This is a genomic window from Phytopseudomonas daroniae (assembly GCF_004327285.1).
GTDB classification, from domain to species: Bacteria; Pseudomonadota; Gammaproteobacteria; order Pseudomonadales; family Pseudomonadaceae; genus Aquipseudomonas; species Aquipseudomonas daroniae.
Genome location: NZ_QJUI01000003.1, coordinates 231,473 through 258,346, shown reverse-complemented (window position 1 = coordinate 258,346; position 26,874 = coordinate 231,473). Strand labels below are relative to the sequence as shown.

Annotated in this window: 20 protein-coding genes and 1 pseudogene; 7 read left to right on the top strand and 14 right to left on the bottom strand. The window is 62.8% G+C overall.

Going from position 1 to position 26,874, the window contains the following annotated elements; genetic code table 11:
• Entirely contained in the window at positions 1-1,536 is a 1,536-nt protein-coding gene (locus tag DNK06_RS04775) for a UxaA family hydrolase (protein WP_131178889.1), read from the top strand.
• A gap of 10 nt (positions 1,537-1,546) precedes the next feature.
• On the opposite strand, the gene DNK06_RS04770 is transcribed toward DNK06_RS04775, so the two are convergent.
• The 7 genes and pseudogenes from DNK06_RS04770 to DNK06_RS04740 all read right to left on the bottom strand — a co-directional run bounded on the left by DNK06_RS04770 (position 1,547) and on the right by DNK06_RS04740 (position 9,274).
• Entirely contained in the window at positions 1,547-2,524 is a 978-nt protein-coding gene (locus tag DNK06_RS04770; protein WP_131178888.1) for a GntR family transcriptional regulator, read from the bottom strand.
• Positions 2,525-2,851: 327 nt separating this feature from the next.
• Positions 2,852-3,505 (bottom strand): methionine ABC transporter permease, encoded by a 654-nt coding sequence (locus DNK06_RS04765; protein ID WP_165493573.1) that lies wholly within the window; start codon positions 3,503-3,505, stop codon positions 2,852-2,854.
• Positions 3,489-4,529: pseudogene (locus tag DNK06_RS04760) on the bottom strand (methionine ABC transporter ATP-binding protein); the annotation flags it as partial. The pseudogene DNK06_RS04760 and the gene DNK06_RS04765, both read right to left, overlap by 17 nt.
• 59 nt (positions 4,530-4,588) lie before the next feature.
• Positions 4,589-5,383 (bottom strand): MetQ/NlpA family ABC transporter substrate-binding protein, encoded by a 795-nt coding sequence (locus DNK06_RS04755; protein WP_131178886.1) that lies wholly within the window; start codon positions 5,381-5,383, stop codon positions 4,589-4,591.
• Positions 5,384-5,402: 19 nt separating this feature from the next.
• A complete protein-coding gene (locus tag DNK06_RS04750; RefSeq protein ID WP_131178885.1) occupies positions 5,403-6,803 on the bottom strand; it encodes an LLM class flavin-dependent oxidoreductase in 1,401 nt (466 codons plus the stop codon).
• The gene (locus DNK06_RS04745; protein ID WP_131178884.1) at positions 6,803-8,002 is read right to left on the bottom strand and encodes an SfnB family sulfur acquisition oxidoreductase; all 1,200 of its coding nucleotides are present in this window, start codon (positions 8,000-8,002) and stop codon (positions 6,803-6,805) included. The genes DNK06_RS04750 and DNK06_RS04745 overlap by 1 nt, the downstream gene beginning before the upstream one ends.
• Before the next feature lie 3 nt (positions 8,003-8,005).
• Entirely contained in the window at positions 8,006-9,274 is a 1,269-nt protein-coding gene (locus tag DNK06_RS04740) for an SfnB family sulfur acquisition oxidoreductase (protein WP_131178883.1), read from the bottom strand.
• A 605-nt stretch (positions 9,275-9,879) separates the two neighbouring features.
• Between DNK06_RS04740 and plsB the strand changes: the two genes are divergently transcribed.
• The 3 genes from plsB (at position 9,880) to DNK06_RS04720 (ending at position 14,653) form a co-directional block, all read left to right on the top strand.
• Positions 9,880-12,363 carry a glycerol-3-phosphate 1-O-acyltransferase PlsB gene (gene plsB, locus DNK06_RS04735; RefSeq protein WP_131178882.1) on the top strand — a complete coding sequence of 828 codons (2,484 nt, stop codon included), beginning with the start codon at positions 9,880-9,882 and terminating at the stop codon, positions 12,361-12,363.
• 387 nt (positions 12,364-12,750) lie between these two features.
• On the top strand, positions 12,751-13,848 hold the full coding sequence (locus DNK06_RS04725; RefSeq protein WP_207389932.1) for a peptidoglycan-binding domain-containing protein: 1,098 nt from the start codon (positions 12,751-12,753) through the stop codon (positions 13,846-13,848).
• Positions 13,849-13,975: 127 nt separating this feature from the next.
• Positions 13,976-14,653 (top strand): DUF4197 domain-containing protein, encoded by a 678-nt coding sequence (locus tag DNK06_RS04720; protein WP_131178879.1) that lies wholly within the window; start codon positions 13,976-13,978, stop codon positions 14,651-14,653.
• A gap of 83 nt (positions 14,654-14,736) precedes the next feature.
• Here DNK06_RS04720 and DNK06_RS04715 read toward each other — a convergent pair whose 3' ends face one another.
• Together DNK06_RS04715 and DNK06_RS04710 are read right to left on the bottom strand one after the other, a co-directional pair.
• The gene (locus DNK06_RS04715; protein WP_131178878.1) at positions 14,737-17,823 is read right to left on the bottom strand and encodes an efflux RND transporter permease subunit; all 3,087 of its coding nucleotides are present in this window, start codon (positions 17,821-17,823) and stop codon (positions 14,737-14,739) included.
• 6 nt (positions 17,824-17,829) lie between these two features.
• Positions 17,830-18,933, bottom strand: a complete 1,104-nt coding sequence (locus DNK06_RS04710) for an efflux RND transporter periplasmic adaptor subunit (protein ID WP_131178877.1) — start codon at positions 18,931-18,933, stop codon at positions 17,830-17,832.
• A gap of 90 nt (positions 18,934-19,023) precedes the next feature.
• On the opposite strand from DNK06_RS04710, the gene DNK06_RS04705 reads away from it, so the two are divergent.
• Together DNK06_RS04705 and DNK06_RS04700 are read left to right on the top strand one after the other, a co-directional pair.
• A complete protein-coding gene (locus DNK06_RS04705; protein WP_131178876.1) occupies positions 19,024-19,659 on the top strand; it encodes a TetR/AcrR family transcriptional regulator in 636 nt (211 codons plus the stop codon).
• 161 nt (positions 19,660-19,820) lie between these two features.
• Positions 19,821-20,213 (top strand): GFA family protein, encoded by a 393-nt coding sequence (locus DNK06_RS04700; RefSeq protein ID WP_131178875.1) that lies wholly within the window; start codon positions 19,821-19,823, stop codon positions 20,211-20,213.
• Positions 20,214-20,300: 87 nt separating this feature from the next.
• On the opposite strand, the gene DNK06_RS04695 is transcribed toward DNK06_RS04700, so the two are convergent.
• Genes DNK06_RS04695 through galB form a run of 3 tightly spaced genes read right to left on the bottom strand, consistent with a single transcriptional unit; the run spans position 20,301 to position 22,817 of the window.
• A complete protein-coding gene (locus tag DNK06_RS04695) occupies positions 20,301-21,368 on the bottom strand; it encodes a 4-oxalomesaconate tautomerase (RefSeq protein WP_131178874.1) in 1,068 nt (355 codons plus the stop codon).
• Between the two features lies 1 nt (position 21,369).
• Positions 21,370-22,086, bottom strand: coding sequence for a 4-carboxy-4-hydroxy-2-oxoadipate aldolase/oxaloacetate decarboxylase (locus DNK06_RS04690; protein WP_131178873.1), 717 nt, complete (start codon positions 22,084-22,086; stop codon positions 21,370-21,372).
• Positions 22,083-22,817 carry a 4-oxalmesaconate hydratase gene (gene galB, locus DNK06_RS04685; RefSeq protein ID WP_131178872.1) on the bottom strand — a complete coding sequence of 245 codons (735 nt, stop codon included), beginning with the start codon at positions 22,815-22,817 and terminating at the stop codon, positions 22,083-22,085. The genes DNK06_RS04690 and galB overlap by 4 nt, the downstream gene beginning before the upstream one ends.
• 157 nt (positions 22,818-22,974) lie before the next feature.
• Between galB and DNK06_RS04680 the strand changes: the two genes are divergently transcribed.
• On the top strand, positions 22,975-24,177 hold the full coding sequence (locus DNK06_RS04680; RefSeq protein ID WP_131178871.1) for a LysR family transcriptional regulator: 1,203 nt from the start codon (positions 22,975-22,977) through the stop codon (positions 24,175-24,177).
• Between the two features lie 19 nt (positions 24,178-24,196).
• Here the strand turns inward: DNK06_RS04680 and DNK06_RS04675 are convergent, their stop codons facing one another.
• The gene (locus DNK06_RS04675) at positions 24,197-25,459 is read right to left on the bottom strand and encodes a gallate dioxygenase (RefSeq protein WP_131178870.1); all 1,263 of its coding nucleotides are present in this window, start codon (positions 25,457-25,459) and stop codon (positions 24,197-24,199) included.
• Positions 25,460-25,480: 21 nt separating this feature from the next.
• A complete protein-coding gene (locus tag DNK06_RS04670; protein WP_131178869.1) occupies positions 25,481-26,818 on the bottom strand; it encodes an MFS transporter in 1,338 nt (445 codons plus the stop codon).
• Positions 26,819-26,874: the final 56 nt, after the last annotated feature.

Below are 26,874 nucleotides of genomic sequence, written 5' to 3'. Positions count from 1 at the left end.
ATGCAGCTCATTACCAATACCCCGACCGTGGTCACCCTCAGCGAACTGGACTCGGTCTCCGTCGCACGCCGCGCCCTGGCCGGCGGCAGCCGAGTCGAAAGCCTCGACCTTGAGGTGCTTGAAGACATCCCCGCCGGACACAAGATCGCTCACCGCGCCATCGCCGCCGGCCAGCCCGTGCTCAAGTACGGCCAGGTCATCGGCATCGCCAGTCAGGACATTCCAGCCGGCACCCATGTGCACACCCACAACGTGGTGATGCCGCAGAGCCACGCCAGCAACGAACTGCCGCCAGCCATCGAACGCACCCTGGTGCTGCCACCGGAGCAGCGCCGCCGCTTCATGGGCTATCGCCGTCCGGACGGCCGGGTCGGCACGCGCAACTACATCGGTATCCTCTCTACGGTGAACTGCTCGGCCACGGTGTCGCGTGCGGTGGCCACGCACTTCAACGGCTCGGAGCTGCTCAAGCGCTACAACATCGATGGCGTGGTAGCGCTGACCCACGGCAGCGGCTGCGCGATAAACACCGAATCGGAAGGCTTCAAGTTTCTCGAACGCAGCATCTGGGGCTATGCCAGCAACCCCAATATCGCCGGCGCCCTGATCATCGGCCTGGGTTGCGAGACCAACCAGATCTCTTCACTGATGAAGCGCTACAACCTCAGCGAAGGGCCGAACTTCCGTGTCTTCAACATCCAGAACGTTGGTGGTACCCGTGCCAGCATCGAACGCGCCATCGAGCAGGTGACCAGCATGCTGGAAGCCATCGGTCGCCTGGAACGTACCTCGGAAAGCGTCGAGCACATCATGGTCGGCATGCAGTGCGGCGGTTCGGATGGCTACTCGGGCATCACCGCCAACCCGGCACTCGGCTATGCTGCCGACCTGCTGGCGCACAATGGCGGCACCGCGATTCTCAGCGAAACCCCGGAGATCTATGGGGCCGAGCACCTGCTGATCGCCCGCGCCACCAGCCACGAGGTGGCGCAGAAACTGCTCGACCGGCTGACCTGGTGGGAAAACTACACCCGCATCAACGGCGCCGAGCTGAACAACAACCCGTCACCGGGCAACAAGGCCGGTGGGCTGACCACCATCCTCGAGAAATCCCTGGGTGCTGCGGCCAAGGGCGGCAGTAGCTCGCTCAACGGTGTGTACGAGTGGGGTGAACCGATCACCGAGCACGGCTTCGTGTTCATGGACAGCCCCGGCTATGACCCGGTGTCCGTCACTGGACAGGTGGCCTCCGGTGCCAATCTGATCTGCTTCACCACCGGGCGCGGTTCGGTGTCAGGTTTCAAGCCGGCACCCTGCGTCAAGCTGGCCACCAACACCGACATGTATCGGCGTCTGGAAGAGGATATGGACATCAATTGCGGCGGTATCATCGACGGCGAACTGAGCATCGCCGAGGCCGGGCAGAAGATCTTCGACATCCTCATCGAGATCGCCTCCGGCACGCCGTCGAAAAGCGAGCAGTACAACTATGGCGACAACGAGTTCGTCCCCTGGCAGGTAGGTGCAGTCACCTGATCGCCTCTCCTCAGGAAAACAGCTCCAGATAGGGCACAGCCGTAATACGGTTGTGCTCCCTGAAGTATGCCAAACGCTGCCTGACCTTACGCTCGGCGACTACCAGGTGTTCTTCCATGCTCTGCGCCGCAAGATCAGCACGCCCCGCCTGCAGATGCTCGAAAATACCCAGGTGCTCGCGGAAGAAAGGCTCTTCGTCGGGGAAATAGCTCTTGTCGAGCAGAATGTGCTTGCCCGACAGCAGCAGGGAGTGAGTGCGCCGCAAAACCTGCAGCATCTGTCGGTTCGGGCAGTGCCCCAACGTTTCGATATGCAGGTCGCTTTCAAGGTCATCGAACTGCCGGCTATCCATGTCCGGGTAGATAGCCATGGCCTGGTGCAAGCGCTCGATGTAGCCCTTGAGCTGTTCCGGTCGCAAGAACTCTGCAGCGCGCACCAGCACATAGGGCTCCAGGTGCCGACGCATCTCATACAGTTCGCCGAGGCGTTCCTCGTCCCACTGCCCGAGCAGCCAGCGCGAGCGCTCGTCGCGCTCCACCAGCCCCATCAGCGACAGGTGGATCAGAACCTGGCTCGACACTGTGCGGCTGATCGAATAATGGCGTGACAGCTCCAGTTCATTGATGTGGTAGGAGCCGAACAACGACTGGTGCAGCAAGTCGCGCTCAATCTGGTTGTAGACCGCCTTCCAGGTCTCGGTCTTGCGCGGTGCCTGGGTATTTCCTTCGCTCAGTTTGAAATCGCTGGCTTCCAGCTTGCGCCTGAGCACCTTACCCGGCTCCGCCCCGACCAGATAACCGCGCCCGTCGAAGGTGCAGATCAGGCCTTTCTCATGCAGATTGACGAGTGCCTGGCGTACCGGGGAACGGCTTACACCAAACAGCTCTGCCAGAGGCCCTTCCAACAGCAAGGTACCTTTTGGCAATGCACCCTTTTTGATGCTCGAGGAGATGACTTCGTACAACTGATTATTAAGGTGCTTTTTCATCTTGTTGTTTTCACTGCGAATGGTTTGTGAATACCCCTCTATTACGTCACCTGTTCAGGAGTATCGACATGATGGTCGTTCGCCATTGTCACGCCCCATGACTTTGCATGCAATGTACCTTGCATAAGCTGCAAGCTTTAAGCGGCAAGCTTCAAGTTAAAAGCGGTTCAAGCGTGACACCTATGCTTTCGCTTGAAGCTTGAAGTCGTAGGGTGGACGACGCTTCACCTGCGCGGCCCGACCCGTCCACCGCTCTGCGATCGCAATGGTGGACAAAAAGAACGTTGTCCACCCTACGCCCGCTTGTAGCTTGTAGCTTTCTGCCCCCTACGCCCGCTTGTTCAGCCCCCTGGCCAGGCGGTCGCCAGCGAACTGGATCAGGCTGACCAGCACCACCAGGGCGACGATCACGGTGAGCATCACCTGGCTGTCGAAGCGCTGATAACCGTAACGGTAGGCCAGGTCGCCAAGGCCGCCGGCGCCGATAGCTCCGGCCATGGCCGAGGAGTTGATCATGGTCACCAGGGTGATGGTGAAACCGCCGACGATGCCCGGCAACGCCTCGGGCAACAGCACGTGCCAGACGATATGCCAGCGGCGGCAGCCCATGGCCTGGGCCGCTTCGATCAGGCCGTGGTCGACCTCGCGCAGGCTGACTTCGGCGATACGGGCGAAGAACGGCGTGGCGGCGATGGTCAGCGGCACCACCGCGGCCCATACCCCATAGCTGGTGCCGACGATCCAGCGGGTGAAGGGGATCAGCGCAACCATCAGGATCAGGAAGGGGATAGAGCGGAACAGATTGACGAAGCTGCCCAGCACCTGGTTCAGCCGCGGCGCTTCGAAGATCCCGCCCTTGCTGCTGGTGACCAGGAACACCGCCAGCGGAATGCCCGCCAGCAGGGCCAGCAACGACGACACGCCGACCATCAGCAGGGTGTCGAGAAACGCCTGCCAGAGGCGCTCAAGCAGCAGCGACATAACCCAGTACCTCCACGTGATCCGCCAACTGGTGGGCGTTGTGCAAGAGTGCTTCGCGGCTGTGCGGTGAAGCGCTCACCGCCAGCAGCAGGTAACCCAGGGCATGCCCCTGGATGCGTTCGATACCGCCATCGAGCAGCGCCAGGCGACCGCCGAGTGCGCCGGCCACCGCGGTCAGATCCGGCTCGGGGTTGTTGCCGGAAAACTGCAGGCGCAGCACCAGCGCGTCTTCCGCTTGCTGCTGGTGTTCGCTGAGCCGCGCCTGCACGTCCGCCGGCAGCCCGTGGCGCAGGGGCGCCAGCAGCGTGCGGGTGACTTCGTGGCGGGGCGCGCCGAACACCCGCCAGACCTCACCCTGCTCGACCACTTCGCCCTGTTCGAGCACCACCACGCGATCGCAGATATCGCGGATCACCGCCATCTCGTGGGTGATCAGCACGATGGTCAGGCCCAGGCGCCGGTTGATCTCGCGCAACAGGCCGAGGATCGCCTGGGTGGTCTCCGGGTCGAGGGCCGAGGTCGCCTCGTCGCACAGCAGGATCTGCGGATCGTGCACCAGGGCGCGGGCGATACCCACGCGCTGCTTCTGCCCGCCGGACAGTTGCGCCGGATAGACGCCGTGCTTGTCCTGCAGGCCGACCAGTTCCAGCAGCTCGCGCACCTTGCGCTGGCGCTGTTCACGCGGCACGCCGGCAACGCGCAGCGGCAGCTCGACGTTCTGCCACACGGTCTTGGCCGACATCAGGTTGAAATGCTGGAAGATCATGCCGATGCGCCGGCGCAGCTGCACCAGGTGATCCTCGTCGAGCAGGCCGATGTCTTCGCCATCGATCAGCACCTGACCGCTGCTCGGCGTTTCCAGGCGGTTGATGGTGCGGATCAGCGAAGACTTGCCGGCGCCGCTGCGGCCGATGATGCCGAACACCTCGGCGCGGGTGATCGCCAGATCGATATCGCGCAGCGCCTGCACCGAGCCCTCGGTGCTGTCGTAGACCTTGTTCAGGCCGACGAAACGCAGCTGCGCGGCGCTGTCCTGGCGGGCCTGGGCGACCTGCTGCAGATGGGGATCGAAACCGCTCATGCTCAGCTTTCCCAGCCCGGCTGGTAGAGCTTGCCGTGGGCCTTGTCGAGGGCGGCGCGCACGGCCGGCGAATGCTGGTAGATATCGACGAACTTGCGCAGGCGCTCATCGTCCTTGCTCGCCGGCTGGATGACGAACTGGATGATGTACTCCGGGTTGTCCACGCCATCGAACAGCAGTGCCGACTCCGGATCGTGGGTGCCGGCCAGGCGGATGTAGTGCGGGTAGCCCTGGGCCAGATCGACCTCATCCAGGGCGCGAACCAGTTGCACGGCTTCCAGCTCGATGATGCGGATGTTCTTCGGATTGCTGGTCACGTCTTCGAGGGTGGCACGGTAGCCGACGCCCGGCTTGAGGGAGATCAACCCGGCCTTCTGCAGCAGTTGCAGGCCACGGCCGCCGTTGATCGGGTCATTGGCGATGGCCACCTTGGCGCCTTCGGGCAGGCTGGCGATGTCGGTGTATTTCTTCGAGTACAGGCCGACGTTGTTGATCACGCCCGGCGCGTAGGGCACCAGGTCGTAGCCGCCATCCTTGTTGGCGTTCTCGAGGAACGGCACGTGCTGGAAGTAGTTCACGTCGATATCGCCGTTGGCCAGGCTGACGTTGGGCGCGATCCAGTCGCTGAATTCGATCAGTTCCACCTCCAGGCCCTGCTTCCTGGCTTCGGCGACCGCCACTTCCAACGGAGGGGCGAAGGCAGCGGTGGTGCCCAGCTTGAGCGGTTGCGCCGCCGCGGCCAAGCCGGAAACGCTCAGCAGGGCTCCCAGAGCGAGGGTTTTCAATAACGTAGACATGGCTTTCATCCTTGGTCGATCAGTGAGCGTTGTTTGCAGCATTGGCAATCGGCGATGCAGCGTCAGCCCGTCGCCAGGCGGCGCCACTGTGGTTGCCCGGCAGGCGTGGCCCCTGACCGAACAGCTTGTGGCGCAGGCTGCCTTCGGCGTAGGCGGTCTTGTACAGGCCGCGGTTCTGCAGCTCGGGCACCACCAGTTCGATGAAGTCGGCGTAGCTTTCCGGCGAGACGATGCGCGTCAGGTTGAAACCGTCCAGGCCGGTTTCCTCGAACCAGGCCTGCAGTTGATCGGCCACCTGGGCCGGCGAGCCGATCACTACCGGGTAACGGCCACCGAGGGCGTGCTGTTCCAGCAGGCGGCGCTTGGTCCAGCCGCTGTCCGGGGCGGTGAAGGCTTTGACCACCGACTCGATGGCGTTGGTCTTCTGGTAGCGAATCGGTTCGTCCAGGTCGTACTCGGCGAAGTCGATGCCGGTGGAGCTGGAGAAATGCGCCAGGCCCGCTTCCGGGCTGGCGTAGCGCAGGTACTCGGCGTGCTTGTCGCGCGCCTCGGCCTCGCTCGGCGCGACGATCACGCTGATGCCCATGAACACCTTGATCGCGTCGGCCGGACGCCCGGCGCTCAACGCACTGGCGCGCACCTTGTCGACCTGCTCGCGCACCGCCGCCTTGTTGTGCCCGCCGATGAATACGCACTCGGCATGCTGACCGGCGAAGCGCAGCCCGCGCGCCGACGAACCGGCCTGGAACAGCACCGGCGTACGCTGTGGCGACGGCTGGCTGAGGTGGTAGCCCTCGACCTGATAGAACTCGCCCTGGTGCACCACCTTGTGCACCCTGCCCGGCTGCGCATAGACACGCCGGGCGCGGTCGGCGACCACGGCATCGTCCTGCCAACTGCCCTCGAGCAGTTTGTACAGCACCTCCAGGTACTCGTCGGCCTGGTCATAGCGGCGATCGTGCTCGACCTGCTGGCGCAGGCCCATGGCCTTGGCGGCGCTGTCCAGATAGCCGGTGACGATGTTCCAGCCGACCCGGCCGCCGCTCAGGTGGTCGAGGGTGGAGAGGCGCCGGGCAAACAGGTAAGGCGGCTCGTAGGTCAGGTTGGCAGTCACCCCGAAGCCCAGGTGTCGGGTCACCCCGGCCATGGCCGAGACCAGCAGCAATGGATCGTTGACCGGTAGTTGGATGGCCTCCTGCAACGTCAGATCGACGCCCTGCCCGTACACGTCGTAGACACCGAGGATATCGGCGATGAACAAACCATCGAACAGCCCGCGCTCGAGCAGTCTGGCCAGATCCGTCCAGTACTCCAGCTCGTTGAACGCCGTGGCGTTGTCCCGCGGGTGCGTCCACAAGCCGTGATGGATATGCCCCACGCTGTTCATGTTGAAGGCGTTGAGCAGAATCTGTCTGGCCATCAGATGGTGCCCCGACGTGGCGGTAGTGCATCGTTGAGGTAGTAGTTGCCCACCGCGTGGTATTTCCAGCGCACCGGATCGTGCAGGGTGTGGGTTCGCGCGTTGCGCCAGTGGCGATCGAGATTGTGCTCGGCCAGGGTGGCGCGGCTGCCAGCCAGCTCGAGCAGCTTGCTGGACAGCGCCAGCGAGGCTTCGGTACCTATCGCCCGCGCCTCGGCCACGGCGATGGAGGCGGCCGCCACGCTGGCCGCATCGGGTGCCGCCTGAGCGAGGTCGAGAATTTCACCAGCGCGCTCTAGCAGCGCTTCGGCCGCGTGCAGGTGGATGGCCAGACGGCCGACAGCCTTGAGGGTCAGCGGATCGTCGCTGGCCTTGTCTACGCCAGAGTCGATCCAGGGGCGCGAACTGTTGCGCACGAAGGTCAGGGTGTCTTCATAGGCAGCGCGGGCGATGCCGATATCGATGGCGGCATGCAGCAACTGAGCGAACGGCCCGACCGTGGTCGGTCGCTCGAACGAAGCCTGGAACGGCACCACGTCCGCGGCGGCCACCGGCACCTGTCGCAACAGCACCGAGCCGCTGCCCGTGGTGCGCTGACCGAAGCCGCTCCAGTCATCGATGATCTCCAGCCCCGGAGCATGACGAGGTACGAAAGCCAGATGGCCGACGCCCTGCTCATCCACCGCCAGGGTGGGGATGCGCTGGGCGTACAAGGCACCCGTGGCGTAGAACTTGCGCCCGTCGATGCGGAAATTCTCGCCATCGGCGATCAGCCGCGTGGTGCGATCCTGCGAGGTTTTAGTGCCCAGTTCAGCCAGGGCATTGCCGAAGCGCACGCCCTGCAGCACCTCGCCGTACAGGCGACGCTGCTGTTCGGCGGTGCCGTTGATGCGCAGCACCTCCAGGGCATAGAAATGGTTCTGGGGAATCTGCCCCAGCGAGCCGTCGGCCTGGGCAATTCGCGCGATCACCTTGGCGAGGGTGACGCTGGATACGCCGGCGCCACCAAACGCCTTGGGTACACTGATCGCCCACAGGCCGGAACGGCTGAATCGCTCCAGTTCGGCATGCGGCAGCAGGCGTTCGCGGTCGCGCTGGGCGGCGCCGGTACGAAATACCTCGGCCAGGGCGTTGGCGATCTCCAGCGCTTCGGCATCGCTACCGATCAGCGCCGGCGCGGTATGCAAGGGTGCGTTCATGGCTCAGATCCAGGAGTGACGGGCGGGATGCCGCCCATTGAGGTGGTAGGCGCCGACCGCGTGGTACTTCCAGCGCACCGGGTCGTGCAGGGTGTGGGTGCGGGCGTTGCGCCAGTGCCGGTCGAGGCCGAACTCGGCCAGGGTGGCGCGGCTGCCGGCAAGTTCCAGCAGCTTTTCGCTGGCCAGCAGGCTGATTTCGGTGGTCAGCACCTTGGCTTCGGCGACGGCGATCGAGGCACGCGCGGCCGCCTCGGCATCGATAGGCCCGACATTGATCTCATCCAGTACCCGAGCGGCCTTGCGCAGCAGCGCCTCGGCAGCGTGCAGGTCGACCTGCAGGCGGCCGATATCGGCGATCACATAGGGATCGTCGCTGGCCCGTTCGACATTGGCATCGACCCAGGGGCGGGACTTCTCGCGGATGAAGGCAATCGCGTCGCCCAGCGCGCCAGCGGCGATGCCCGCATCGATGGCCGCCTGGATCAATTGCGAAACGGCACCCTGGATACTGGGCTGCTCGCCGAACGGCCACAGCGGGATCAGGTTGTCGGCATCCACCTCGACCCGATCCAGCAGCACCGTGCCGCTGGCCGTGGTGCGCTGGCCGAAGCCGGACCAGTCATCGACGATGCGTAGCCCCTGGCGCCCGCGCTGGATCAGCGCCAGCACCGGCCGCCCCTGGTCATCCAGCGCCTTGGCGGCGACCCAGTGCGCGAAGATCGCGCCGGTGGAATAGAACTTCTCACCACTGATGAAATACCGCTCACCATCGCGCTGCAGACGAGCGCGCAGATCCAGCGTGTGCTTGCTGCTGCGCTCGGGCCCGGCATTGCCGATGCGCCAGCCTTGCAACACGCTGGCGAACAAGCGCTGGCGCTGGGCCGGGGCCGCCAGCAACTGCAGCAGGGCGAGGATGCCGAACTGGTTCTGCGGAATCTGTCCCAGTGCGGGATCCACCGCGGAGATGATGCGGAATACCTCTGCAATAGTGCCGAAGGATAACTGTGGGCCACCGAACTCACGGGGCACGGCGATGCTACCCAGGCCGCTGGCAGTGAACTGCTCGACCAGCGCCCAGGGCAATTGCCGCTCACGATCACGTTCGATGGCTTGAGCCCTGGCCGCGTCGGCAAGCTCGTGGGCAGCCTGCAGGGCTTCTGCGTCACTGCGCAAGATGCGCGCTGGCGCCAGCCGCGGCGCCACGTCCGGTTCGACCTCTCGGGGATTTTGCAGCGCAGACACAGCGTTCTCGGCAGCCGTCGGACGAACCATACACACCTCGATTTGCAGGACATCGCGCCAGGCAAAACGAGGGGCCACGACGCAGGATCGATATACCCTAATTGAAGGAATACAAAATAATTAAATAGCTTTTTCGCATAAGGTTAGACGGGCTTGGAAGCGCCGAAGCCGATCCGGCGCCTGGGAAACCGTCGTGCTATTCATCGGCCATCAGATCGGCGACCTGGGGCTGGTGAAAGTGGTGCGACGCCTGCTCGAGGGTGTAAGAACCTGTTCACGATCTCGCGAGCCGAAATCAAGAGAACGCTACAAGGCGTAAGCGGACGCTCACCCCGTAGGGTGGATGACGCTCTTTTCATCCTACGACCGGCTGCTCTCGCCTTCTTGCAGTCGAACATGTTACGTCTGCTGGCGGAACGCAGCAGATCGTGAACAGCGTCTAAGAGGGCTTCGAACGGCCGCATGTGACTGACAGGCCAGCAGGCGGTGCTCTAGCGCCTCACTGCTAACCAGACGGTCACCAGATGTGCTTTTCGCGGCGAAACGCCAAGTTTTACAAGATTTTGCCGACAGGGCGGTGATCCGGCACACTAACGCCCCCAGAGCCCAGGCTCGTCGCCACAGCCAGATCCCGTATGACCCGCTCCCCGCTTCGCCGTCTCGCATTCGGTACCCTGCGCCGCCTGCTGTACCTGTGGGTGCGCTCGGAAACCATCAACCAGTCGGCCTTCACCCTCAAGCTCGACCGCAGCAAGCCGGTGTTCTACGTGTTGCAGCAGCCTTCGGTGAGCGACCTGGCGGTGCTCGACCGCGAGTGCACCAAGGCCGGCTTGCCACGGCCGGTGTTGCCGGTGGCAGTGGGCGACCTGATGGAGCCGGCGGCGTTCTTCTACCTGACCCCGGAGCCCGACTGGCTCGGCCGGCAGGACAAACGCGGCATTTCGCCGACCTTGCAACGGGTGGTCAGCGCCCTCGGCGAGCACAGCGCGGAAGAGGCTCAGATCATTCCGGTCAGCGTGTTCTGGGGCCAATCGCCGGATCATGAAACCAGCGCCTGGAAGCTGCTGTTCGCCGACAGTTGGGCAGTTACCGGCCGCCTGCGCCGTCTGGTCAGCATTCTGATCCTGGGCCGCACCACCCGTGTGCAGTTTTCCACGCCTATCCAGTTGCGCGAACTGATCGCCCAGAACAAGGGCCAGGAGCGCACCCTGCGCATGGTTCACCGCATCCTGCGGGTGCACTTTCGCAACCAGAAGGCCGCGGTCATCGGCCCGGACGTGTCGCACCGACGCAACCTGGTCAAAGGCCTGGTGCATGGCCCGCAGGTACGCCAGGCCATCGCCGAAGAGGCCGAGCGCGAGAACATCTCGGCGCAGAAGGCCGAGGCCCTGGCCCTTCGCTACGGCAACGAAATCGCCTCGGATTACACCTACACGGCGATTCGCTTTCTCGAGCTGATCCTGTCCTGGTTCTGGAACAAGATCTACGACGGCATCAAGGTCAACCATATCGAAGGGGTGCAGGACATCGCCCAGGGTCACGAGGTGATCTACGTACCCTGCCACCGCAGCCATATCGATTACCTGCTGCTGTCCTACCTGCTGTTTCGCAACGGCCTGACGCCACCGCACATCGCCGCCGGCATCAACCTCAACATGCCGATCATCGGTGGCCTGCTACGTCGCGGTGGCGCCTTCTTCATGCGCCGTACCTTCAAGGGCAACCCGCTCTACACCGCGGTGTTCAACGAGTACCTGCGTACCCTGATCAGCAAGGGCTATCCGGTGGAATACTTCGTAGAGGGCGGCCGTTCGCGCACGGGTCGCATGCTGCGGCCCAAGACCGGCATGCTCGCCATCACCCTGCGCAGCTACCTGCAGAGCCATCGCCTGCCGGTGGTGTTCGTGCCGGTGTACATCGGCTACGAGCGCGTGCTGGAGGGCCGTACCTACCTGGGCGAGCTGCGCGGCGCGAGCAAGAAGAAGGAATCGATCTTCGATATATTCAAGGTCATCGGCGCGCTCAAGCAGCGTTTCGGCCATGTCTGGGTCAACTTCGGCGAACCGATCAAGCTCGATAGCTTTCTCGATGGGCAGCAGCCTGACTGGCGCGACCAGAACCTGGGGCCGGACTATCGCCCGACCTGGCTCAACGAAACCACCAATCGACTTGGCGAACGCGTGGCTCAGCGCCTCAACGAGGCGGCGGCGATCAACCCGGTCAACCTGGTGGCCCTGGCGTTGCTCTCCACCAGCAAGCTGGCCCTGGATGAACGTGCGCTGACGCGCATCCTCGATCTTTACCAGAGCCTGCTGCGCCGCGTGCCCTACTCACCGCACACCACCCTGCCGGAAGGCGATGGCCTGGCGCTGATTGAATACGTACGCGGCATGCAACTGCTCTCCGAGCAGAAGGACGCCCTGGGTCGCATTCTCTATCTGGATGAGCAGAACGCCATCCTGATGACCTACTACCGCAACAACGTATTGCACATCTTCGCCCTGCCCGGCCTGCTGGCGAGCTTCTTCCAGAACAGCGGACGAATGAGCCGCGAGCAGATCCTGCGTTTCGTTCATGCGCTGTATCCCTATCTGCAGGCCGAGCTGTACATCCGCTGGTCCGCGGACGAACTCGAAGGCGTGGTCGATCAGTGGCTGGAGGCGTTCGTCGAACAGGGCCTGCTCAAGGTGGAGAACGACCTCTACGTGCGCCCGGCACCCAGCTCGCGGCACTTCGTGCTGCTGACCCTGCTATCACGCGCCATCGTCCAGACCCTGCAGCGTTTCTACATGGCCAGCGCCCTGTTGCTCAACGCCGGGCAGAACAGCATCAGCGCCGAAGAGCTGGAAGACCTGTGCACGGTCATGGCTCAGCGCCTGTCGATCCTGCATGGTTTGAATGCCCCGGAGTTCTTCGACAAGAGCCTGTTCCGCCACTTCATCCAGACGCTGCTCGACCAGGGCGTGCTGCGCAAGGACGAAGCCGGAAAACTCAGTCATCACCCCGAATTCGCCGAACTGGCCGAAGGTGCCGCCAAGCGCGTGCTACCCGCGGAAATCCGCCTGTCCATCCGCCAGGTGACGATGGATCGTAGCGAGGAGTTGCTGGACGGGATGTAGACCGATTGGGTTCCTGGGCCGTAATGTCGTTCTGATACGACGCTAGGGTCTGTTGACGTTTCAACGCGAGCCGCGTTGCTGCGAGAAATCTCGCCAAGCGAGGCGGAGGACGCAGGGAATGGCGTTCCCTTTTCAAGTCCTCCAACGACGCATGGCGAGATTTCCCGCGCAACCCGTAGGGCCGGGCCCGTTTTGCCGCGATGCTGCGTTTCTCGCCGGCTCATTTAGCCAGCTAAACTTCGCGGCTCGTGCCTTGCCTCGCGGCAAAACGGGTTCCGGCGCGGCCGTGCATGAAATGTCAACAGACCCTAGGATTCGTCCGTTATTGAGCTTTACCGCGACAGCCCCTACTATGCGTCGTCGAGGCCATTCAGGGCAGGGATTTTCGTGCGTTATTACACCATTCTGGGATCACTGGCGATCATGGTTTCGGGTTGCGCCATGCAGCCGTCATCGACCAATAACGAAGACAAACCGGCACAACCGGCACCAGTCGCTCAGCAAGCCGCTACCGCACCAGCCACACCGCAGCCGGCGCCTCAGGGCGTATCCCGCGCAGCGCCGAGTGGCCAGCCCGTGCAGGCTCAGGCGCCGGTGGCCGCCCTGAGTTCCCAGGAGCCCCAGGAATACGAAATCCAGCCTGGCCAGTGCTGGGTCTACGCCCAGGTCAGGCCGCGTCCGGTGCAGAGCACCCAGGACATCGTGGTCAAGGATTCGGTCAACAAGATCACCGTCACCCCTGCCGAGCTCGACAAGGGCTTCAAGCAGGTGGTCACCCGCGAAGGCACCAAGACCTACCGCATCGAGCCGCCGACCTACCGCGTGGTATCCGAGCAGGTGATGATCCGCCCTGAGGTCAAGCGCTACGTGGTAGTGCCGGCGGTCTACGAGGATGCCCAGGAAACCGTCACCCTCGAAGAAGCCAAGACCGTACTCGACCAGTGCCGCGCAGCAGGTACCCGCTACTCGAGCGGTACTGGCGTCATGTCTTTCTGCGCACGCCAGGTGCCGGCCAAGCAGGAAGTGGTCAAGATCAAGAAACTGGTGTCGCCGGAAACCGTGCGGGTCGAAACCGATCCGGCCGAGTACAAGAGCGTCACCCGCTGGATCGTCGACAAGCCGGTCCAGGCAGTGGAAGTGATCATAGATCCGGAATACACCAAGGTCGCCTCCACCGAGCTGGTCAAGCCGGTCGAAGCCAACCAGATCATCGTGCCGGAAGAGAAGCGCCAGTTGCAGATCACCCGCTTCGAGGGCAACGCCCGTATCGTGTCGCGCCAGACCGTCTGCGACAACGATATCGACGACAACCTGGTGACCCGCCTGCAGCAGAGCCTGGTCAAGCGCGGTTTCAACCCGGGTACCGTCGACGGCCTGCTAGGCAAGCGTACCCTTGACGCACTGACCGAATTCCAGACCGCCAACGGCCTGGCCGTCGGCGCCCTGACCCTGGAAAGCCTGACCGTTCTCGAAATCGAACGATGATGCACCCGGCACGCCCTCAGAGGGCGTGCCGCCTCCCCTCGCCCCCTCCTCCGCTCTTCAACCTTCGCCGAGTACCTCTGCCGCCTGCTAAGCTCGCTGCATAACTCATCGTCTGAAGGTCACCGCCATGCTCCGCATCTCCACCCTCGTCACCGGCTTGCTGCTGTCCGCCAACGTGTTCGCCCTGTCGCTTTCCGATCTCAGCCAACAGGACGCCAGCGGCGGCCTGAAGGATGCCCTCACCCAGGGCGCCAAAGTGGCCGTGCAACAACTCGGCAAGCCTGGCGGCTTCAGTGGCAATCCGGACGTGCGCATCGAGCTGCCGGGTACACTCGGCAAGGCCGCCAAGACCATGAAGATGATGGGCATGGGTGCCCAGGTCGAGCAGTTGGAAACCAGCATGAACAAGGCCGCCGAAGCCGCCGTGCCGCAAGCCCAGGCGCTACTGGTCGACGCGGTGAAGAAGATGACCGTGCAGGATGCCAAGAGCATCCTTTCCGGCCCCCAGGACTCGGCAACTCAATACCTGAACAAGAGCAGCCGTGAGCAGATCCGCGCCAAGTTCCTGCCCATCGTCAAACAGGCTACCGACCAGGTCGGCCTGGCCAAGCAATACAACAGCTTCGCCAGCCAGGCAGCCACCTTCGGCGTGATCGACGCCAAGAGCGCGAATATCGAAAACTACGTGACCGAGCAGGCGCTCGACGGCCTGTTCGAGATGATTGCCCAGCAGGAAGCCGGCATTCGCGAGAACCCCGCAGCCGCCGCGACCAGCCTGGCGAAGAAAGTCTTCGGCGCGCTGTAAGAAGGGTTCAACCGTAGGGTGGATCGAGCGCGCGAAGAACGTTGGTTGAACGGTGAAGCGTGTTCCACCCTACGGGTTCTCGACTATGCAGTGTGCGTTGGCTTGTCGTCTCTCTGCACCCGGAACCACGCCGCATACAGTGCGGGCAGGAACATCAGGGTCAGTGCAGTGGCCACCACCAGCCCGCCCATGATCGCCACTGCCATCGGCCCGAAGAATACGCTGCGCGACAGCGGAATCATCGCCAGCACCGCGGCCAGGGCGGTCAGCACGATGGGCCGGAAGCGCCGAACCGTCGCCTCGACGATGGCATTCCAGGCATCCAGCCCCGCCGCTCTGTCCTGCTCGATCTGATCGACCAGAATCACCGAGTTGCGCATGATCATCCCCGACAGCGCGATGGTGCCGAGCATGGCGACGAAACCGAACGGCTGACCGAACAGCAGCAGGAACAGTGTCACGCCGATCAGCCCCAGCGGCGCGGTGAGAAACACCATCGCCGAACGCGAGAAACTCTTCAGCTGCAGCATCAGCAGCGTCAGCACCACCACGATGAACAGCGGCACACCGGCATTCACCGAGGCCTGCCCCTTGGAGGAATCCTCCACCGTGCCACCCACTTCCAGCAGGTAACCATCCGGGAGGTTATCGCGCACCTCGGCCAGGGTCGGCAGGATCTGCTGAGTCAGGGTCGCTGGCTGCTGCGGCCCGTAGATATCGGCGCGCACTGTCACCGTCGGCAGGCGGTTACGGTGCCAGATCACACCTTCCTCGAAGCCATACTCGAGGGTTGCGATCTGCGACAGCGACACGCTCTTGCCGCTCTCGGTCGGCACCGCCAGACTCGGCAGCAGTTGCAGAGCCTGACGCTCCAGCGGCGTGCCACGCAGGAGGATCTCGATCAGCTCGTTGTCCTCGCGGTAGTCACTGACCGATGAGCCATTCAGCGCGCTGCGCAGGAAACTCGACACGTCGGAGGTACTCACGCCCAGGGCTCGCGCACGATCCTGATCGATGTTCAGGTACACCACCTTGCTCGGTTCTTCCCAATCCAGGTGCACGTTGACCACGTGGGGATTGTCACGCACCTTGTCGGCGACCTGGCGGGCCAGCCCGCGCACCTCGTCGATATGCTCGCCGGAAACGCGGAACTGCACCGGATAGCCTACTGGAGGCCCGTTCTCCAGACGAGAAATGCGCGTACGCAGGCTCGGGAACTCATCGTGCAGCACGCCGATCAGCCAGCTGCGCAGCACCTCACGATCCTCGATGGTTTTCGCCAGCACCACGATCTGCGCGAAGCTGGTCGCAGGCAGTTGCTGATCCAGCGGCAGATAGAAGCGCGGCGAGCCGGTGCCGACATAAGCTACATAGTTATCCACACCGGGATGCCCGGCCAGGCGCTCTTCCAGGCGCCGCACTTCGGCCTCGGTGGCGACCAGCGAAGCGCCTTCGGCCAGTTTGAAATCGACCATCAGTTCCAGCCGCCCCGACGCCGGGAAAAACTGCTGCGGCACGAAGCGAAACAGCAGAATCGAGCCGACGAACAGTGCCAGGGTCAGCACGATCACCGTCTTGCGCCGCCGCACGCAACCGTCCACCACACGCCGTACACGCTGGTAGAACGGCGTGCTGTAGGGATCATGCCCGGCATCGCTGCCGCCATGTTTTTGCGCCGCACGCTTGGCCAGATCCGGCAGGAAGCGAGCGCCGAGATAAGGCACGAACATCACCGCCGCTACCCAGGACATCAGCAGGGCGATGGTCACCACCTGGAAGATCGAGCGGGTGTATTCGCCGGTGCCCGACTGCGCCGTGGCGATCGGCAGAAAGCCCGCTGCGGTGATCAACGTGCCGGTGAGCATCGGGAACGCCGTACTCGTCCAGGCGAAGCTCGCCGCCTTGAGACGGTCGTAGCCCTGCTCCATCTTGATCGCCATGATCTCCACGGCAATGATCGCGTCGTCCACCAGCAGGCCCAGAGCCAGAACCAGGGCACCGAGGGAAATCTTGTGCAGGCCGATGTTCAGGTAGTACATGGCGGCGAAGGTCATCGCCAGTACCAGGGGAATCGACAGCGCCACCACCAGTCCGGTGCGCAGGCCCAGGGAGAAGAAGCTCACCAGCAGCACGATGATCAGCGCCTCGGTGAGCACTTTGACGAACTCACCGACCCCGGTCTTCACCGCTGCCGGTTGATCCGAGACCTTGCGCAGCTGCATGCCCGCCGGCAGGTTGTTCTGCAAGCGGGTGAATTCGCCCTCCAGCGCCTTGCCGAGCACCAGAATGTCGCCGCCCGGCTTCATCGACACCGCCAGGCCAATGGCATCTTCACCCATGAAACGCATGCGCGGCGCGGGGGGATCGTTGAAGCCGCGGCTGACATCGGCCACGTCGCCGATGCGGAAGGTACGGTCAGCCACACGGATGGGAAAATCGCGAATCTGCTCGACCGTCTCGAAACTGCCGCTGACCCGCAGCTGCACACGGTCGGAAGCGGTTTCGAAGAACCCCGCCACGGCCATCGCGTTCTGTTGTTCGAGGGCCTGTTGCACGGTTCTGAGCGGTAGCCCGAGAGTGGCCAGCTTGGTGTTGGACAGCTCGATCCAGATCTTCTCGTCCTGCAGGCCGACCAGCTCGACCTTGCCGACGTCCTTGACGCGCTGCAGCTGCAACTGCACGCGGTCGGCATAATCCTTGAGCACCGCGTAGTCGAAACCGCTACCCGTCAGGGCGTAGATGTTGCCGAAGGTGGTGCCGAATTCGTCGTTGAAGAACGGCCCCTGGATGCCACTCGGCAGCGTATGGCGAATGTCGCCGATCTTCTTGCGCAACTGGTACCAGAGTTCGGGAATCTCGTTGGAGTGCATGGAGTCCCGGGCCATGAAGGTGACCTGGGATTCACCGGGCCGCGAGAAGGACACGATGCGCTCGTACTCGCCGGTCTCCATCAGCTTCTTCTCGATGCGCTCGGTGACCTGCCGTGCCACCTGCTCGGCCGTGGCGCCCGGCCAGTTGGTTTGCACCACCATGGCCTTGAAGGTGAAGGGAGGATCCTCGCTCTGGCCGAGTTTGGAATAGGACAGCGCACCGACGATGCCCAGCAGCAACATGAGGTACAGGACGATCTGACGATGATGCAGCGCCCAGGCGGAAAGATTGAAAGACATGGACGCCTACTCCTTCGCCGCCAGGTCTACCGAGCGGTTCTGCCGATCCACCGGGCGTATCTGCTGCCCTTCCAGCAGCACCTGTACGCCGGCCACCACCACCCAGTCGCTGGCCTTCAGGCCCTCCAGCACCGGCACCAGCTTTTCGCCATAGGGGCCGACCCGCACCGCGGTGCGCTTGAGTTTCGAGGTTTGCGGATCGACCACCCAGACGTAGGGCTGATCCTTTTCCGCCGTCAGTGCCGACAGCGGCACCGCCAGCGGCACATCGCCGTTGTGAGCGATGAACACCCGCGCGCTCTGGCCAAGCTCCACTTGCGCATCGCGCTGCTGCAGGGCGATGCGCGCGGCGTAGGTACGCGAACGTGGATCGGCCGCGGGCGACAGCTCACGGATACGACCGGCCAGCCGCTCGCCCGGCTGCGACCACAGCTCCACGGCTACGTCCTGGCCGATGCGCAGGCTTCTGATCACCTGTTCGGGCAGGTCGATCAGCACCTCGCGCTCGCCATCGGCCGCCAGCACGAACACCGTCTGGCCAGCCGAAACCACCTGCCCGACCTCGGCGCTGCGCTGCACGATCACGCCACTCTGCGGAGCCTTGAGTACGGCATAACCTGCCTGATTATCGGCGACGTTGAGTTCTGCACGCACCTGGCGCAGGCGCGCTTCGGCGGCGCGGAAAGTGTTTTCGGCATTATCGAACTGCGACTGACTGACCATCTGCCGCTGCTGCAAGATGCGGTAGCGCTCACGCTCGGCCCGCGCCAACTGCAGATTGGCTTCGGCCGCCAACGCCTGGGCGCGCGACGCATCTAGCTGCAGGCGCACATCCTGCGGATCCAGCTCGGCCAGCGGCGCGTCCTTCTCGACCCGCTGCCCCACCTCTACCAGGCGCTTGGTCACCTTGCCGCCAATGCGGAATGCCAGTTCCGGTTCCAGCCGCGCCCTTATCTCGCCAGGGTAGGTATCCACCAACTCCGCCGCCAATTGGGGCTGCGCCACCATTGCGGGGCGAATGCCGGGCGGTGGCGCCTCCGCATTGCTGCAGGCGACCAGAGACAGGACAAGACAGACAGGCACAACGCGAGACAGAGCATGGCGGAACATGATGAATGTCCTTTCAGGAAACTTTTAATACTTGTACTGCTCGGTATAGTAAAAATAGCGTACTCGCCAGTCCAGTATTAAGATAGCCCGATGTCGAATACTTCATTGCCCCCCAGCGGCCCCGGCCGCCCCAAAGATCCCGCCAAGCGCGAGGCCATCCTCGAAGCCGCCAAATGCCTGTTCCTGCGTTATGGCTACGCCGGCAGCAGCATGGATGCCATTGCGGCCCACGCCGGTGTATCCAAGCTGACCGTGTATAGCCATTTCACCGACAAGGAGACGCTGTTCTGCGCAGCGGTGAAGGCCAAGTGCGAAGAGCAGTTACCCGAACTGTTCTTCGAGCTGCCCGAGAATGCCGCCGTGGAGGCTGTGCTGCTGAACATCGCCAGCGGCTTCAGTCGCCTGATCAACAGCGCCGAATCCGTCGAACTGCATCGCCTGATGACCAGCCTCGGTACTCAGGATCCGCTGCTCGCGAAAGTCTTTTACGAAGCCGGCCCGTTGCGGCTGCTCGCGGAAATGGAGCGTTTGCTGAACAAGGCGGATCAGCATGGCCAGTTGCGCATCGAGTCGGCCAAGGTGGCGGCGGATCAGTTCTTTTCCCTGCTCAAAGGCTGCGCCAATTTCCGCCTGCTGATCGGCTGCGGCGCCCCTCAGAATGAAGCGGAACAGGAGCAGCACGCCCAGGCGGCGGTGCAGATGTTCCTGCGCGCCTATCGCCCTTGAACGCTTATGCGCTCAAGGGCGCATAACTGCTGAGAAGCCATCCTGGTCGTCGCTTAACTGCTACTTTCTTTACCACGACAATCGGCATTTGCGAGCGGATACCGGTTCGCCCCTTTAAACGACCGGCCATGCCGACGGCTTGATTTCAGAGGAGGTGCAGGATGGATCGATTCACCGGCGGTTGCCTGTGTGGCAACGTTCGAATCGAGGCGTCGGGGGCTCCCTACCGGGTCGGTCTTTGCCATTGCCTCGATTGCCGCAAGCACCATGGCGCCCTCTTCTACGCTGCAGCCGTATTCCCTCGGGATGCCGTGACCATCAGCGGCGAAACACAGGATTATGCCGGGCGTTTTTTCTGTCCCCGCTGTGGCTCATCGGTTTTCGCCCGTAGCGCAGACGAAATCGAAGTGCACCTGGGTGCCCTCGATGCGCCAGACCAATTGGTACCAACCTACGAAAGCTGGACGACCCGCCGCGAATCCTGGCTACCGGCCTTCCCTTTCAAAACGCACTACAGGCACGACCGTGACGCTACAGGCCGCTCCGAGGATTGAGCCGCACGCGCCAGACGCCAGAGAAGGTCGGTAACGAACCGAGTGCCGAGATCACCCGAGCTTTAAAAAAGCGGCTCATGATCCGGATCATAGATTCCGAGGTACGCATACATCTCCAGCAAACAGAAGACGTGTAGTGCGAACTAACCCACAACCTGTTATTCGGCCATCTCGCAGGCGAACATCAACGCTAAATTCCCCGCTTGGATGCTCCACCGACAAGCGACGAAGATCGCCTGTACCCTTGTTTGCCAGATCCTCGACTATGCTGCCTTCGACCAGGCAGGCCACCGCTGCACTCACCGCTCCGAACACGCCAATGGCGGCGTGGCAACGATGAGGAATGAACGAACGGGTATTGAGCGCTCCACCGTGACGGGGCGCTGAGACCAGGCACATCTTTGGAACATTGCGCTGGCTGACATCCCCAAGATTCATGTGTGGCCCGGCTTGCAAACGAATGGATTGCAGACGTACTTTCAGGGCGTGATTGGCGTCCAGTTCCTCTCTGCTTTCGTAGCCGCTGCAGCCCAGATCCTCGGCACGCAAGAGAATCACCGGCATGCCGTTGTCTATACACGTCACCTCAATGCCGTCGTAGGTATCGCGGGCGTTGCCAGTCGGCAGCAGGGCCCCGCAAGTGGAGCCGGCAATATCGGCGAACTCCACCACCATGGCGGCAGCAGAACCCGGCACACCATCGATCCTGGTGTCGCCGGCATACTCCACTTCGCCATTCGGAGTGGGTACTTGGGCGACAGCGGTCTGGCCGGTGTTCTGCATGAAGATCCGCACCCATGTGTACGGCTTGCCGGCGGGCACCAAGCCTCGCTCGATGGCGAACGGGCCAACGCCAGCCAGAATGTTGCCGCAGTTCTGTCCGTAATCGACCCGCGGTTCGTCCACCTGCACCTGGGCAAAGAGATAGTCGACGTCGGCGTCCTCGCGTTGCGACTTGCGGACGATAGCCACCTTGCTGGTCAGAGAATCAGCACCGCCAATGCCGTCGATTTGACGTTTATCGGGTGAGCCCATGGCCGCCAGCAGCACCTGATCGCGGAGAGCGGGGTCATCTGGAAGGTCATCAGCCAGAAAATAGGCCCCCTTGGAAGTACCGCCGCGCATCATCAGACAGGGAATGCGGGTTTGGCTCATGTCAGGCATCCAATTCGTCGAGGCTATCCACGTAACGCAGGCCTTTTTCTTCCAGGCGTGGGCGCATGTTGTATATGTCCAGCCCCAACTCCCCGGCGGCCAGACGCAGGCGTTTCTGCTCTTCGAGATCGGCCCGCTTGTTGGCGGCCTCAAGCACTTGCTCGGCTTCGCCAAGCCGAACCACCGCCACACCGTCATCATCAGCGATAACGATATCGCCGGGGTTTACCAACTGCCCGGCACATACCAGCGGCAGGTTCACAGAGCCGAGCACTTCCTTGACCGTGCCTTGAGCATTGACCGCCTTCGACCATACGCAGAACCCCATTTCGCGCAGGGTATGGCTGTCGCGGATACCCGCATCGATCACCAAGGCGCGCACGCCGCGGGCCTTCAGCGAGGTAGCCAGCAGGTCGCCAAAATAGCCATCGCAGCATGGCGAACTGGGCGCTACGACCAGGATGTCGCCCTCGCGACATTGCTCAACGGCAACGTGAAACATCCAGTTATCGCCGGGCGCCACCAGCACGGTCACCGCCGAACCGGCCACGCTCACGCCTTGCTGAATGGGGCGAATGCTGGTGTTTAACAAACCCTTGCGCCCCTGCGCTTCGTGTACTGTGGCGACGCCCAGGCGACCCAAGGCGTCAATGACGTCCGGCTGAGCGCGAGGGATATTGCGCACGACGATACCGGTTCTGCCTATCAGCGCACTCATGCCAGGTTCTCCGTGACCCGCGGGAATACGCTCTGGAACCCTTCGGCATAGATGATGTTGCGTGCACTGGTGATGCCGACATTACGCTTGGCCTGCACGCCACGCTGCAGAGCGACGCGGGTGTAGTACTCCCATAGGTGTTCCTGACCGGCCATGCACTGAATGGCGGCGTATTTCTTGTTCCACACCTCGGTGATGTCGAGGAAGGTATCTGGGCACCACTCGCACTGCTCCGGCTGATGTGGCTCAAACGCGTACACCGGTGGGGCGCCGACGATTTTTTCACCCGGTTTGTAACCTTCCGCCTGGGCAATGATGCGCGCTTCCTGGGTCAAGTTCATGGCTAACGGATGATCGTAGTTGTAGGGATCTTTCATCGAGTGGCTGATTACGAACTCCGGCTGCACGCGGCGAAAAACATCGGCGAGGCGAAACAGAGTGTCCTTGTCGGCGCGCATCGGGTAGTCACCGATATCGAAGAATTCGACACTGGCCCCCAGAATCTCGGCAGCGCTCTGAGCTTCCTCGCGACGCGCGGCCTTGACCTTTTCCTCGGTCATTTCGCCCTTACGCCACAGTTTGGCCGATTCCCCACGCTCGCCGAATGACAGGCAAACGATGTGCATGGCATAGCCCTGGGAAGCGTGAAGGGCGATGGCGCCGCCTGCACGCCACACGAAATCGGCGGAATGGGCACTGACCACCAGGGCGGTTTTTTGTCGTGCATGCATAGTGAATGGCTCCTGTGGGTGAGGAACCCAGAATGTCACCGCGTGGCGGGGGCGGACTAATGCGTTCAGTTTTTTTGGGTATGCGTTTTATTTATTGAGATGATCAGGGGCGAAGTGCATAGTCCCCTTTGAGCATGATCGCGGCCCGAAGGTACAGATGAATCGAGACGAGCTTCCAAACCTGATGCAAGTGCGTGCCTTCGTCCGCGTGGCCGATCTGGGCAGCGTGTCGCGCGCGTCCGAGACTCTGTTCAGGGCGCAGTCGGTGGTTACCCGGGCGATTTCCGAACTGGAGGCCTGGCTGCAGGTGCCGCTGTTCGAGCGCCACGTCAACGGTATGCGGCTGACCGACTTTGGCGGTTGCGTCCTGCCCCGGGCACGTCGCGTACTGGTGGAGCTGGGCGAGGTACCGCGCTCGCTCGGCGCTACACCTGTGGAACCGCTGTATCTGTTCCAGGCGCGGCGGCTGGAGATTTTCGTGAAGCTCTGCGAAGCCCGCCACATGCAGACCGTGGCCAGTCATTTCGGTCTCAGCCAGCCGGCGGTCAGCTCGGCGCTCAAGGTGCTGGAAGGAGGCTGCGGGTGTTCGCTGTTCGAGCGCACGCCGCGAGGCCTGCAGCCGACTCAGGCGAGTCACGACATTCTCTTTCCGATCCGCCGGGCACTAAACGAACTGCGCCATATCCGTGCCGACCTGAGCGCCATGCGGGGTGCGCTGCGGGGCGTCGTTCATGTTGGCGCCCTGCCGCTGGGGCGAGCACGCATCCTGCCGGAGGCCATTGCGCGGTTGACCGCCGAGCATCCGGGCGTGCGGGTGATCACCAACGAGAGCCCCTTCGACCTTCTGGCTACCGAGCTGCGTACCGGTGATGTGGATTTCGTCTTTGGCGCCCTGCGTTCGACTGACTATGCCAGTGATCTGGATGGCGAGGCGCTGCTCACCGAGGAGATGATGTTGCTGGCACGCCGCGGCCATCCCTTGCTTGGACGAAGGGTCGTCCTGGATGACCTGCAGCAGGCGCGCTGGGTACTGCCGCGTGCGGGCTCACCAGCGCGTCATCTTCTCGACGCGTGCTTCGAAGCCTCCGGCATGGCGGCCCCCTGGCCAGTAGTGGAGAGCGGCGATCTGGCGATCATCCGCGGCCTGCTGCTTAATTCCGACATGCTTGCAGCGGTCTCCATGCATCAACTGGAGCATGAAATTCGCTCCGGTGAACTATGCGGCCTGACCTTGCAGCTGAATCGAACCACTCGGCCGATCGGCCTGACCTGCAGAAGCGGCTGCCTGCATTCGCCTGCTTCGGCGGCCCTGATGGAAACTATTCGTCAGGTGGTTCGGGAACAGGCGCAGCCGTTCTAGCCGATCAGGCACTGCGCGTTCAGCTCACCGCCTTGGCTGCTACCGAATAGCGCACCTGCTGGTTACGCGTCTTCATGAAATCCTCGACGCTCTGGCCGCGCATGGCAGCATAGATATCGAGGTTGGAAACACCTAGCACGGCACCAAGCTTCTCCAGCACGAAGAAGATAACGCCGTAGTGAATCATCCCGCGCCAGTCGCGACGCCGCAGCAGGTCGCGCTCCTCGTCGCTGAGTTCGGCCTCGACGAAGAGCGTTTCGGGCTCTTCGAGAAAGCGCCGGCGCCATTGCGGCTCGATCATGCGGTGTAGAAACTTATTCAGCCGATAGCCTTTGGCGCTGCGCTCCAGGGTGTACGGATAGGTTCCTTCGAGCTTTTCCACGCCTGCCAGTTGATGGCGCATGTGCTCGCGGTGGCGCTCGTTCACCGGCGCCGGAAGCGGCTGGTCGAGGTTTTCCAGCAGGAGCGTGGCGATCCCGGTCATCGAAGGCAGGTAATAATCCTGATGCCGCTTGTTGACCCGTGAGGACAGGGCACCGCGCATGATCAGCCAGGTGATCACTTCGGCACCTTCCATGCCGCCGAGCGTGGCGTACTCGGCCTGGGTCATTTCAGTCAGGCGCTCGGGGTCGTTGACCAGCAGGTCGAGAAACTGCGCATCCCATTCAGGGTTGTTGAAGCCGCAGCGCTCGCCGTGCACCTGGTGCGAAACGCCACCTGTGGCGACAATCGCTACCTTGATGTCTTCTGGATAGCTTTCGATGGCGCGACGCAGTGCCTGACCCAACTTGTAGCAGCGGCGCGCCGTGGGAATCGGAAACTGCAGCACGCCGACCTGTAGCGGCACGATCTGCACCGGCCAGCGATCGCTGCTGGGCAGCAAGGCCGACATCGGCGAAAAGAATCCGTGATCCAGCGGCCGATCACGGAAGAAACTCATGTCGAACTCATCCGCCATCAGGCTCTGGCCGATATGCCGAGAGAGCGCGGCATCGCCACCGATCGGCGGCAGAGCACGTGGTTCGCCACCTTCGTCGGCTACCTCGTAGCGATCGTCGACGCCCAGGGTGAATGCGCTGTAATGATCGAAGAAGAACGAGGTCACATGATCGTTGAAAATATAGAACAGCACGTCCGGCTTCTGTTCTTCGAGCCAGGCCTGCATCGGCTCGAAGCTCTTGAAAATAGGTGCCCAGGCCGCTTCTTCCTGCTTGTTATGGTCGACCGCGAAGCCGATGGTGGGCGTGTGTGAAACGGCAAGGCCGCCAATGATGCGTGCCATACGGGTTTGCCTCCGGGCAGATTACGGGATCACCAGTGCGGCGGCCGCACGGCGACGGGCGCGGCCATTGGCAATGATCGCCAGCGCCGCGATGAAGGCCGGTAGGCCGAGAAGGGTGAAAAGTGTAGCCAGGCTTAAGCCGAGGCTGAGCACTGCACCACCGATCAGGGAGCCGAAAATCGCTCCGAAACGGCCGATACCAAGCATCCAGCTAACGCCGGTAGCGCGGAAATCGGTCGGGTAATAGCCCGGCGCGAAAGCGTTCAGGCCGGTTTGCGCGCCACTCATGCAGAACCCCGCGAGAGTCACGCCAATTACCAGCAGGCTGGATTCGAGGCTCATCGTACCCAGCGAGAGAATGCACAACCCGCCCATGGCGTAAGCCGTGGCGATGACATAATTGGGGTTGCGCTTGTCCATGATCCAGCCGACCACAATGGCACCAATGGTACCGCCGATCTGGAACAGCCCGGTGATGGACGCCGCTCGTTCGATGGACAGTCCACCATCGCGCAACAGGGTCGGCATCCACCCCATGGTCAAATAGATCACCAGCAGGCCCATGAAATACGTCGTCCACAGTGCCAGGGTTCCCATACGATAACGCTCAGAGAACAACATGCGAATGGGCGCCTTGCCTGGAACCTCCGGCTCGCTGACAGTGAAGCGAGTGCCTTCGGCGAAGCGTCCGCCGATTTTGCCCAGCGCCGCGGCGATCTGCTCGGCCGGAGCCTTGCGAGCGGCGAGAAAGCGTGCGGACTCAGGCAACAGCAGCCAGAGCAACGGCACCAGCAGCAACGGCAGCACCCCGCCTGCGAGCAGTACCGAGTGCCAGCCGAAATTCGGAATCAGCCACGCCGCCACGAAGCCACCCAGGCCGGAGCCAAGGTTAAAGCCGGTGAACATGATGGTGATTAGAAACGAACGGCTACGCTCGGGCAGGTATTCAGACAGCAGCGTCGTGGTGTTTGGCAGCGCCGCGCCCAGGGCGATGCCCGCCAACAGGCGAAGCAAGGCGAGTTCGATAGGCCCGCCGGCGAAGGCACATGCTACGGTCAGTACACTGAAGGACGTCACTGCAGTGAGCAGCACCTTCTTGCGCCCGATCCGGTCGGCGTAGGGGCCGGCAGTCAGCGCGCCGATTGCCAGACCAACCATGCCGGCACTCATCACCGGGCCGAAAGCGGTACGTGACAGGCCCCACTCCTGCATTAGCGAAGGCGCGATGAAGCCCATTACGGCGACATCGAAGCCATCGAACAATACGATCAGGAAACACAGGGAGAGGATAAGCCACTGATAAGCTGAGACCGGTTGACCATCGATCCAGTCTTTCACATCGACAGATTGCTTGAGCATTCGCATTCACCTAGTTGTTCTTGTAATGGTGAGCATTTCGAAAGCGCGCACGAGTG